The following is an 11,684-nucleotide window of genomic DNA, read 5'->3' on the forward strand; positions in this document are numbered from 1 at the left end:
TTAAAAATGCGAGGCTTATCATAGTGTCAATGTTGCGCATTTGAAAAATTTTTACAATATATATATTACATAAGCTTCTTTATGTATTAATTGGCGGGAGACAGGCATGAGAACCCTGAAGCATTTTATAAACGGGCAATATGTAGCGGGTAACACAGAAGACACGTTTGAGCTGGTGAGTCCGGTTGACGGTGAAACGTACGCGTTATCGCCTAATGCCGGTGCGACTGAGGTGGCGCTTGCCTACTCGGCGGCCGAGGCGGCATTTAACATATGGAAAAAATCGACACCTGCCCAGCGGCAAAAAGCACTGCTGCAACTGGCGGATGAGATAGAAAAAAATGTTGAACGACTGGTCAACGCGCAAAGCCAGGAAACCGGTCAATTGCGTCATTTTATCGAAAAAGAAGAGATAGCAGCGTCGTGCGATGCGATTCGTTTTTTTGCCGGTGCAGCGCGTTGTCTGGAAGGGAAGGCCGCCGGAGAATATTCCGCCGGGTTCACCTCAACGATTCGTCGTGAGCCGTTGGGCATAGTGGGACAAGTCACACCGTGGAACTACCCGTTTATGATGGCGGTATGGAAGATTGCACCGGCGCTTGCCGCTGGCAATACGGTGGTTTTAAAGCCAAGCGATACCACCCCGGTAAGTACGCTGCTCCTGGCTGAACTGGCGGCACCTTTATTTCCGCGAGGGGCGTTTAACGTCGTGTTGGGCAAGGCCAGTACTGGCTCACTGGTGGTTTCTAACCCGACGGCTTCATTGGTGTCGATTACCGGTTCGGTACGCGCGGGTCTGCAGGTTGCGGCATCAGCCGCAGCTAACCTGACAAAGGCCCATCTTGAACTGGGTGGCAAAGCGCCCGCCGTCGTGTTTGCTGATGCCGATATGGACAAGGCGATTACTGCCATCACTACCGCAGGATTTTTCAATGGCGGACAGGATTGTACTGCCGCTACGCGCATCCTGGTGGAAGATTCTGTCTATGCGACGTTCCTGGAAAAACTGATCCAAAAAACGAAAAGTATCAAGTTTGGTCCTCCGCAGGATCAGGATGCGTTATATGGCGCGCTGAATAGCAAAAATCAGCTTGAGCAGGTGAAGGGGTTTATTGAGCGTTTACCTGCACATGCGAAAATTGAAACCGGTGGTCGTGCGGGGCCTGGGCCGGGTTTTTACTTTGAGCCGACGATAATTTCCGGCCTGCATCAACACGATGAAGCCATTCAACACGAAGTGTTTGGTCCGGTAATGACCATTCAGTCGTTTTCTGGTGATGAAGATGCGTTGCACAAGGCGAATGATGTGGAATATGGCCTGGCCGCGAGCGTCTGGACCTGCAATCACCGTCGCGCGCAGCGTTTCAGTATTGATCTCGATTTCGGCACCGTATGGATTAACAGTCATATTCCGCTGTGCGCCGAAATGCCACACGGTGGATTCAAAAAATCCGGCTACGGAAAAGATCTCTCCTCTTATTCGCTCGATGAGTATACCCGGGTGAAACATATCATGTGTGATATTTCCGAATAACAGGTAATGCGATGAAAACATTAAAAATAGCCGTACTTTCATTGGTGATGTTCTCAGGGTTCAGCCTGGCAGAAAGCTCACCGCTGAACACGGTAAAAGCGTATATGGCAGCATGGAATGCGCATAATGCGCCGCTGGCAGCCCAGTACCTGGCGGACGATGCCGTTTATTACGATGCCGCCGCAGGGGAGCCGGTAACCGGCCGGGAAAAAGCTGAAAAAGACGTGATCGGTGCATTTATTAAGGCGGTCCCGGATCTGACCTGGAGAATGGTCGGTAAACCTGTCGCTGATGAAGATACCGTGGCATTTCGTTGGGAATTCTCGGGTAAAAATAGCGGCGAATGGGCGGGAAGCCCGCCGACAAATAATCCGATCAAATTTGAAGGTGTCAGCTATATTCATGTTAAGGCAGGAAAAATCACCTGGCAGGGTGATTATTATGACGCTAAAAAACTGGATGAAGAGCTAAAGCCAGTGAAGTAGTCGGCGGTATCCTCCTTGTATCTGCGAGGGGGAACCTCTCATTTGTAGTGTTTTTTAGGACAATGTGTCAGTGGCAAAAGGACAAAGTAATGGCAATTACCCGACGTGATTTTCTCAACGGCGTGGCGGTGACTATCGCTGCGGGACTGACCCCTCTGGATCTGGTCAGAGCGGCTGGAAAGGGGCACGAATTTATTGATGGAAGTTATTATCCGCCGGCGTTAACGGGGCTACGCGGTAACCATCCGGGGTCGTTTGAAATGGCCCATGCGTTAGGCCGTGAACATAAACACTTTGATTTAAGCGCTCTGCCCGTAGAGGAAGAGTACGATCTGGTGATTGTGGGCGGCGGTATCAGCGGACTGGCCGCAGGTTGTTTCTGGCATGAACTGGCTGGGAAAAACAGCAAGGTGCTGATCCTCGATAACCATGATGATTTTGGTGGTCACGCCAAACGCAACGAATTCACCTCCGCAGGCAAAAAACTGATCGGATATGGCGGGAGTGAAGCCTTTCAATCACCCGCGCATAATTTCAGCCCCGAAGTGAATAAGCTGATGGAAACTGTCGGCGTAAGCGTCACGCGGTTGAAAAAGAGTTTTGACGTTAATTTCTACCCCGACTGGCAGCTTAGTCGCGGCGTCTTCTTCGATAAAAAGAATTTTGGTGAGACGAAAATAGTCAGCGGCGATCCTGGTCGTGCGGTATCCGATGATATTCCGCCAGATCGGCTCAATGGCCGTAATATCGAAGACTTTATCAACGACTTCCCCTTGAGTGAGGAAGATCGTAAAGCGCTGATCGATCTGCACGTGCGTCCGGTTGATTATCTTCCTGGGATGACGGTTGATGAGAAAACAGAATGGCTGGATACCCACAGCTATAGTGAGTTTCTTTCCACCAGGGTTGGCTTAAGCAAAATGGCGCTGCTCTATTTTCAGCAGCGTTCCAATGATTTCTTTGCCATCGGTATTGAAGGCATATCCGGTAGTGATGCTCGTGCGTGCGCATTGCCGGGAATGGAAGCGTTAGGGCTGCCGCCGCTGGATGGTGAATCGCTGGCCGACCTCGAAGAGCCATACGTCTATCATTTCCCGGATGGCAATGCGGGTCTGGCACGGTTGCTGGTCAGACACATGCTGCCGGACGCGCTGCCGGGCAATACCATGGAAGATTCTGTCCTCGCCAGACTGCATTATGAAAAGCTCGACCTGCCGGAAAACTCCACGCGTTTGCGCCTGAACAGCACGGTGATTAATGCGGCGAACGTGGAGGGGGGCGTTGCCGTCACGTATCTTTGCGACGGCAAACTGCATCGCGTGCGCGGTAAGAACGCCATTATGGCAGGCTATAACATGATGATCCCGTATCTGGTACCGGAAACGCCAGAGCAGCAGCAGGCCGATCTCAAACTGAATGTGAAGGCGCCGCTGGTGTACACCAATGTGGTGGTCAAAAACTGGCAAGCGTTTAAGCAATTGGGGGTTCATGAGTTTTATTCGCCGGCCGCGCCTTATAGCCGAATCAAGCTCGACTATCCGGTCAGTATCGGTGGATATCAACACCCGGCCTCGCCGGACGAGCCCATGGTGATTCATATGGTTTATGTGCCCACGTATCCTGGCAGTAATCTGTCCGCGAGGGAGCAGTTCCGTTTGGGTCGTGCTTATCTGCTGGGGACCACGTTTGCCGCACATGAAGAGATGATCCGTTCTCAGTTGCAGGAAATGTTTGGCTCAACCGGTTTTGACAATCAGCGGGATATTGCGGCCATTACTGTTAACCGTTGGGCGCATGGTTATGCGTATTACGCTAATTCACTGTTCGACGATATGGAAAAAATGCCGGAGATTATTGAGCGGGCGCGTAAACCTATCGGACGTATTGCCATCGCTAACTCTGATGCTGACTGGAGCGCTTATGCTCATGCTGCTATCGATCAGGCATGGCGCGCGGTTAATGAACTCAAGGATATGGGGTGATCTATGCGTAATGTAACCGTTCTCATCGCCTGCCTGTTTACTGCTTCTGTCTCTGCCGCTGAATCTAACGGTGAGTACATCGCGAGGATCTCCGACTGCGTGGCCTGCCATACCGCGGAAGGCGGAACGGCGATGGCGGGAGGCAAGAAGTTCCCCACGCCGGTTGGTGATATCTATTCGACGAATATTACCCCGGATAAGACTCACGGTATCGGCAACTATTCTTACGACGATTTTGAGAAGGCCGTGCGTCAGGGGATTGCCAAAGACGGTCATCCCCTGTACCCGGCGATGCCTTATCCTTCTTACTCGAAACTGTCCGATGCAGATGTTCAGGCGCTGTATAGCTACTTCATGCATGATGTTAAGCCGTCAGCAGAGCCCAATAAAGAGAACGCTATTCCCTGGCTTATCTCGGCCCGCTGGCCGCTGCATATCTGGAATTGGTTGTTTACCGATGCGCCGACTGCCGCTGTTGAAGACCACAAAGCGGATGATACGGCAGCACGGGTAAAACGGGGTGCTTATCTGGTGGAAGGTCCGGGTCACTGCGGGTCATGCCATACCCCGAGAGGGATGGCGATGAACGAAAAAGCCTATACCAATGCCGATGCTGAGTACCTGAGTGGGGCGATGATCGACGGCTGGTATGCGCCATCGCTGCGGGGAACCGGGATGTCTGAGCAGGCGTTAACGTCATTGCTGCTGACGGGGAAAAGCAAACATGCTGCAGTATCGGGATCGATGTCTGAAGTCGTCAGCCAGAGCACACAGTATTTGACGGACGAAGATGCCACGGCGATTGCACAATATCTGTTGAGCCTGAAAAGTGCGAAGACGGAACCGGCGCGTACGGCGGCCGCTACGGCCTCCTGGTCGAATTCCCCTGAAGCGGGTAAAGTGACCTACAACCGCTACTGCTCGACCTGTCATGGTCTGGAAGGGAAAGGGACCGATGATAATGCACCTTCGCTCATTCACAACCCGTTAGTGATGGTAGACGACCCAACGCCGTTGTTCAGGGTGATTGCCCACGGCGCAGAAACACCGGCGACACGCGGGAATGTCTCCTTTAAGATGCCAGCCTATGGTGGGTTGCTCAGCGACAGCGAAATGCGCGACGTGATCAATTACGTGCGTAAAAGCTGGGGTGAGGGTAATGGTGAGGTAAGCCAGGAAGATCTGTCCGGGATTAAAAAAGCCTCACATTAATCGGTGCGATGATGCCGGATGGCGCTGCGCTTATCCGGCCTACAAAAATGCGTAATTCGTAGGCCGGATAAGGTGCTTGCACCGCCATCCGGCAGTGCTTACTCGCTGTTTATCCTGATAATACCCGCCAGTCGGGTAAACGCCGCAGCCATCTCATGTTCTTCAATACTGGCAAAGCCTAGCAGCAGACCGCTGCGTTTTTCTTCTTTCACGTAGTACCGCGAAAGTGGGCGAACCAGAAGACCTTGTGCGTTGGCCTGTTGGGCAATGGCGCTATCATCAGTACCTGCAGGTAGCTGTAAAATCAGATGTAGTCCGGCGTTGCTGCTGTAAGGTCCCAGATAATCTTCACCAAGCTGGCTGATGATGAGCTCTACCAACGTATGGCGTCGGCGGCTATATAACTGGCGCATTTTACGGATGTGCGCTGCATAGTAACCCTCACGAATAAACTCAGCCAGCGCCGCCTGAATCAGGAGATGCCCACCACGATAGAGATCGTTGTGTACCTTCATCAGTGGGGCGGCAAGGGGGTTGGGTATCACAACGTACCCGAGCCGCAGTGCCGGATAGAGGGTCTTGCTGAAGGTGCCGATATAGATAACCGGAGCATCTTCTTCCAGTCCCTGTAATGACGGGATGGGTTGGCCGGAAAAACGAAACTCGCTGTCGTAGTCATCTTCCACAATCCAGCTGTGCGTTTCACGTGCCTGATAGAGTAGCTGCCGCCGTCGACCAAGGCTCATTACCGGGCCAAGCGGATATTGATGTGACGGTGTCACAAAAATGAGTTTCGGCGCCGGTTCGACGCAAGCAGGCGGAAACATGCCTTGTTCATCCACCGGGATGGCCGAAAAGTTGACCGCATTGATGCGCAGAATGTTTTTTATTCCCCAGTAACCGGGTTCTTCAATCCACGTATTATCGCCAGGATTACACAACGAGCGGGTTACCAGATCCAACGCCTGGTGAATGCCCTCGGTAATCAATATTTGATCGGGCGTACAGCGCACGCCGCGTGCGGTGCGCAGATAGTCCGCCAGCGCTTCTTTCAGTTCAATCAAACCACCCGTGGCATCGTAGGTGAGAAACTCCGGGCGTAGCCGCCTTGCCAACCGATCCTGAATTTTTTTCAGCGTGCGATGCGGGAAAGAATGCACGTCCGGTACACCAGGAATAAAAGCCCCCCACTGGCGGGGGCTGGCGCTGGCATGCCCTAACAGTTCAAGGCTACGGGCGGACAAACTGGTGTGGTCTTCATGTGTCGCAGGTGAAACCAGTTGTTTATTAGGGGCCTGGCCGAGATTGTCCAGCACGCTGTCGGTCACAAATGTACCGCTGCTGGTGCGCGCAGAGATATAGCCTTCGGCCTGCAACTGCTCGTAAACCCGTAGGACAGTATTCCGTGATAACGCCAACTCACTCGCCAGATCGCGTGAAGGAGGCATGCGGGTAGCGGGTTTGAGGTTCCCCTCAAGGATGCAGCTACAGATGGCGGCATACAGGCGACGATGCAGCTTCTCGTCAGTCTGCTGGCTAAATGCATGCTTGATCACATCTCCGGCAAGTGAACGCATTTGGCTCCTTAAAATAAAACGATTTGGCTCTCGATTAAAGTACCAGATGGCGTCTAAATTTAAAGGGTAATTCAACCAATTGTGTTTATGGACAAGGTGTAGAGAATGAACAATAAAAACCTGCAACAACGTCGTCTGGATGCCACCCCACGTGGCGTGGGTGTGATGTGTGATTTTTATGCCCAGTCGGCTGAAAACAGCACGATTACCGATATAGAAGGCAATCAGTATATCGATTTCGCTGCCGGGATAGCCGTGCTGAACACCGGGCACCGCCATCCGCGTCTGGTGCAGGCCGTTGAAGCGCAACTGCAAGCCTTTACCCATACGGCTTATCAGATTGTTCCCTACGAAAGCTATGTGTCGCTGGCGGAGAAAATCAACGCGGTGGCGCCAATTGACGGTAAGCGTAAAACGACATTCTTTACCACCGGGGCCGAGGCCGTGGAAAATGCGGTTAAAATTGCCCGCGCTCACACCGGCCGTCCTGGCGTTATCGCCTTTGGCGGTGGTTTCCACGGGCGGACATACATGACGATGGCGTTAACCGGCAAAGTGGCACCATACAAAAAAGGCTTCGGCCCGTTCCCGGGGTCCGTTTACCATGCGCCGTATCCTTCTGCGCTGCAGGGGATTTCAACTGCAGACTCGATTAAAGCGATAGAACGTTTGTTTAAAGCGGATATCGATCCGAGCCAGGTCGCGGCGATTATCTTCGAACCCGTCCAGGGTGAAGGCGGCTTTGTTGTCGCACCAGCGGAGTTTGTCGCGGCAATTCGCCGTATCTGCGATGAGCATGGCATCGTGATGATTGCCGATGAGGTGCAAAGTGGTTTTGCCCGTACCGGGGAGCTGTTTGCGATGGATCACTATGCGGATAAAGCAGATCTGATGACCATGGCGAAAAGCCTTGCGGGTGGGATGCCGTTATCGGGTGTGGTAGGCAAAGCCGATATTATGGATGCGCCTGCGCCGGGTGGGCTGGGGGGGACTTACGCCGGGAACCCGCTATCGATTGCGGCAGCTCATGCGGTACTGGATATCATCCGTGATGAAAAGCTGTGCCAGCGTGCAGCAGCGCTTGGCGAGCAGCTGCGAGCTGTGCTGACCGATGCGCGTGCAGCATGTCCTGAACTTGCTGAAGTGCGGGGATTAGGCTCGATGATTGCCGCTGAATTCTGCGATGCGGCCACGGGTGAACCCAGTGCCACCGCCGCACAGCGCGTGCAGAAAAAAGCGCTTGAACAGGGGCTGTTGCTGTTAACGTGCGGTCAGTATGGCAACGTGATCCGCTTCCTGTACCCACTGACTATTCCGCAGGATCAGTTTGCACAAGCGTTAGAGATAATCAAAACGTCGATGAAGTAATCTCGTTCAGCACAGATCGTGTGTAAAGCCGACAGTAGCCATTACCGTCGGCTTTTTTGTTGTCGCCAATTCGCCAATCCCTTTCGTTATATATTTACATATATATCGATTAAGCCTATCCTATTCATCATACAAATATAATAAACGTGCCCCGCAAGAGAAGGCGCTTGTGTTAGCGACCGCCAGTCTTTCTATCTAACGAATTGAATCAACACATGTTAAATTGCAAAATCACCCCAATTGCCTCCGGGTTGCTGACGTTTTCTTGTCTTGCCGCCCCCCTGTCGGCCCATGCTGATGACACCATTACCGTGACTGCCTCCGCGCCTGCTCAATCTTCGTTCCCCGAGCAGGAGCCTGCGGCGGCTGAAAAAAATGCGACGATCGGTAGCCTGGGCCAGCGAGAGTTAATCGATGTTCCGTGGTCGGTACAAACACTGTCGAAAAAGGTGGTTGATCAGCAACAAATCAAAGATGTTAAGGATGTTTATCGCTACATACCGTCCGTTCAGGGAGAGGGTGTTCGACCACAAACCCGTGGCATGCAAGGGAGCGTGGTGCAAAATCATATGATTGATGGGCTGAATGCCGTTTCCACCACCGAATATCCGACAGAGCAGTTCCAGAATATAGACGTACTGAGCGGTATCGCGGGCTCACTGTACGGGCCAGCCAACCCGGCGGGGATGTTTAATCTGGTCTCGAAACGCCCTCTGGATACGCCACTGCATCGGGTTACCTTAGGGCAAGGTACAGGGTCAGGAACGCTGGCATCAATGGATTTCAGCGGCCCTGTCGACGCGGGAGACCGAGTGAAGTACCGCCTCAACCTGATGAATGATGAAGGGCACAGTTACACCACCGATAGTCATGTTCGTCGGCAGTACGCGGGATTGGGCCTGGATTTTCAGTTGACCGATAAAACCGTGCTGGAGAGTAATTTCAGCTATTACCATTATTACGAAAAAGGCATGCCGGGCAGCTTTGCGCTGGCAAAAGGCGTGCAGTTTCCTTCGGCATTCGATCCGACTAACAGTAAATATGGTCAGTCGTATGCAGGTCATGATGATGAAACGACCACCGCGGACATGCACATCAAGCATGATTTTGACGGTAACTGGATGCTGGATCTGGGAGCCTTACACCAGGTGGCTGACCGTGAATCGACGGCGGTAACCAATACCCTGACGGATAATCGGGGTCACTACACCACCACGACCTCGAATTCAGCGGCCAGTCGCTTTACGATCAACAGCTATTTAGCGAACCTGACCGGCAGCATTGATTCTGGCTGGTTGACGCAGGATATCGCGACCGGAATGCGCGGATTTGTATGGAAAAACTATAACCCGAGAAATGGGGGAACCTTTACGCTGGGGCATTCTTCACTTGATCAACACCCCGACTATCCACGCCCGCCTTATCCTGACTTTACTAATCGCTATCATTCGGCGACCACTACGCAGCATGCATTTCTGTTAAGCGATACGCTGCATTTCTCTCCGCAATGGAGTTTGTTGCTGTCTGGCAGCGAAAACCTGTTTACCGTCAGCAATTATAACAAATCCGGTCATGAAACCAGTCGCCAAAAGGATAACGGTATGAGCGGCTCCACCAGCCTGATGTATAAACCGGTTGAGAACGTCACGCTGTACACCACCTGGGCTGACAGTTTGCAGCAGGGGGATACCGCACCGGCCGGGGCCAGCAACGCGGGACACGTACTGGAACCGTATCGCAGCCATCAGGTGGAGGTGGGGGCAAAATATGCGCCGGTCAAAGATCTGCTGCTCACCGCTGCGCTATTTGAAGCAAAACGTCCCTTCGCTTATATCAACGACAATGGCGAATTTGCCCAGGACGGGACGCAGAAAAACCGCGGGCTGGAACTGATGGCTGATGGGCATATCACGGAAAATTTACGGGTGTTAGGGGGAGCCGCCTGGTTGGACCCCATGCTGCACAACACTGCCGCCAGTAATGCAGATGGTAAGCAGGTTGTCGGCTTGCCACGCTTTACCTCGAATGTGCTGGCAGTCTATAGCATTGAACAGGTTCAGGGACTGGATGTGGATGCCAACGTGCATTACGTCGGACGTCGGGCTACCGATAACGCGAATGATACCTGGGTAGGCAGTTATACCACGGTGGATATTGGTAGCCGTTATGCCACCAGACTGTGGAACACGCCCACGACTTTCCGGTTTGATATCACTAACCTGACCGACCGCCGCTACTGGACCAACATTGTCCCTGGCGCGTTGACGGGTTATACGGGGGCCGGGGCGGCCAGTGCGCAACTTGGCGCCCCTCGTCAGGCGCAGATTTCTGTTCAGGTTGATTTTTAAGGATTGCTGATGAAAACGTGCCACACATGGTTGCTCTGTGTGTGGCTGGCGTTTCCCGCCCTGGCCACGCGTCAGGTTGTGGATGATGCCGGTCACACTGTCACCGTCCCCACACCGGTTCAACGTATTGCGGATAGCTGGTTTGCCCATCACTCGGTGCTGATGACGCTGGGGGCGGGACGTCAGATTGTCGCCACCGTCAACCACCCACAGAGCCAGCCGTGGATGTTCAAAATAAACCCATCGCTTAATCAGGCCTTACAAATTCACGGGACGTCATTCAATAGCGAGGCCCTGCTGGCTCTGCATACCGACGTACTGTTTGTCGCAAGGGGCAAGGGGGATGCGCAGAGTTACAACCAGGCGGGCATCCCGACGCTGGAAATGGCATTTACTGATTATCCGTCGATGGAAAAGTCAGTCACGACCACGGCGGACGTGTTGGGTACGGACCAGGCGCGCGCCAGGGCGGTGGCATATAATCAATTTTTAACCCGCACTATTGCGGATGTTCACGCTAAAACGGCGACGTTAGCGGAAAATCAGCGCCCGCGGGTTCTGCACATTCAGTCGCTAAACCCACTGAAAGTCGACGGTAGAAACACGTTGATTGATACCTGGATTGCGCTCTCTGGTGGGCGGAATGTCGCCGGGGAAGTGGACGGTAACATGAAAGAAGTCTCACCCGAGCGGGTGCTGTATTGGCAGCCGGAGGTGATTATTCTCGGGGTGGGATGTGGCGATATTGCCCGTTCACCTTATGCCGCATTGTTCAAAGAACTTAACGCGGTGAAACAGGGCAAAGTCTGGCGCAATCCGGCGGGCGTCTTCCCCTGGGATCGCTATGGAACCGAAAGTGCGTTGCAGTTGCTGTGGGCCGCGTCAAAACTGCATCCAACACTGTTTAGCGGTCTGGATATGGTGAACGTAACCCGCGATTTTTACCGCCAGTTTTTTGATTATTCGCTTAGCGAGGCGCAGGCGATGCGGATTTTAGCCGGGCTACCCCCACAGGAGTAAAACGGGAAGCGTGGACGGGCAAATGCAGGCCAGTTCAGGGTTACACGCTGTATTTGCCGTGACGAACCGCGTGGCGGTATACCGTGTCTGGCGATAATGGGTTGCCAGTCATCACGTTATATAATTTAATGCATATCGAATTTTTCCCAGTCCAGATG

Annotated in this window: 8 protein-coding genes; 7 read left to right on the forward strand and 1 reads right to left on the reverse strand. The window is 53.0% G+C overall.

The window, feature by feature from the left end:
- Window positions 1–106: 106 nt before the first annotated feature.
- The 4 genes from RYZ59_RS07985 to RYZ59_RS08000 all read left to right on the forward strand — a co-directional run bounded on the left by RYZ59_RS07985 (window position 107) and on the right by RYZ59_RS08000 (window position 5,213).
- Window positions 107–1,534 carry an aminobutyraldehyde dehydrogenase gene (locus RYZ59_RS07985; protein ID WP_318045983.1) on the forward strand — a complete coding sequence of 476 codons (1,428 nt, stop codon included), beginning with the start codon at window positions 107–109 and terminating at the stop codon, window positions 1,532–1,534.
- Between the two features lie 11 nt (window positions 1,535–1,545).
- Window positions 1,546–2,019 carry an ester cyclase gene (locus RYZ59_RS07990; protein WP_318045984.1) on the forward strand — a complete coding sequence of 158 codons (474 nt, stop codon included), beginning with the start codon at window positions 1,546–1,548 and terminating at the stop codon, window positions 2,017–2,019.
- A gap of 89 nt (window positions 2,020–2,108) precedes the next feature.
- Window positions 2,109–4,001: an FAD/NAD(P)-binding protein gene (locus RYZ59_RS07995; RefSeq protein ID WP_318045985.1), complete on the forward strand. Its 1,893-nt coding sequence runs from the start codon at window positions 2,109–2,111 to the stop codon at window positions 3,999–4,001.
- A gap of 3 nt (window positions 4,002–4,004) precedes the next feature.
- A complete protein-coding gene (locus RYZ59_RS08000) occupies window positions 4,005–5,213 on the forward strand; it encodes a cytochrome c (protein ID WP_318045986.1) in 1,209 nt (402 codons plus the stop codon).
- 98 nt (window positions 5,214–5,311) lie between these two features.
- Here RYZ59_RS08000 and RYZ59_RS08005 read toward each other — a convergent pair whose 3' ends face one another.
- Entirely contained in the window at window positions 5,312–6,790 is a 1,479-nt protein-coding gene (locus RYZ59_RS08005) for a PLP-dependent aminotransferase family protein (protein WP_318045987.1), read from the reverse strand.
- A 105-nt stretch (window positions 6,791–6,895) separates the two neighbouring features.
- On the opposite strand from RYZ59_RS08005, the gene puuE reads away from it, so the two are divergent.
- The 3 genes from puuE to RYZ59_RS08020 all read left to right on the forward strand — a co-directional run bounded on the left by puuE (window position 6,896) and on the right by RYZ59_RS08020 (window position 11,526).
- The gene (gene puuE / locus RYZ59_RS08010) at window positions 6,896–8,158 is read left to right on the forward strand and encodes a 4-aminobutyrate transaminase (RefSeq protein WP_318045988.1); all 1,263 of its coding nucleotides are present in this window, start codon (window positions 6,896–6,898) and stop codon (window positions 8,156–8,158) included.
- A gap of 215 nt (window positions 8,159–8,373) precedes the next feature.
- Window positions 8,374–10,506: a TonB-dependent siderophore receptor gene (locus tag RYZ59_RS08015; RefSeq protein WP_318045989.1), complete on the forward strand. Its 2,133-nt coding sequence runs from the start codon at window positions 8,374–8,376 to the stop codon at window positions 10,504–10,506.
- A 9-nt stretch (window positions 10,507–10,515) separates the two neighbouring features.
- A complete protein-coding gene (locus tag RYZ59_RS08020) occupies window positions 10,516–11,526 on the forward strand; it encodes an ABC transporter substrate-binding protein (protein WP_318045990.1) in 1,011 nt (336 codons plus the stop codon).
- The last annotated feature ends 158 nt before the right edge of the window (window positions 11,527–11,684 follow it).

Source organism: Citrobacter sp. HN-141 (assembly GCF_033341895.1).
Classification (GTDB): Bacteria; Pseudomonadota; Gammaproteobacteria; order Enterobacterales; family Enterobacteriaceae; genus Citrobacter.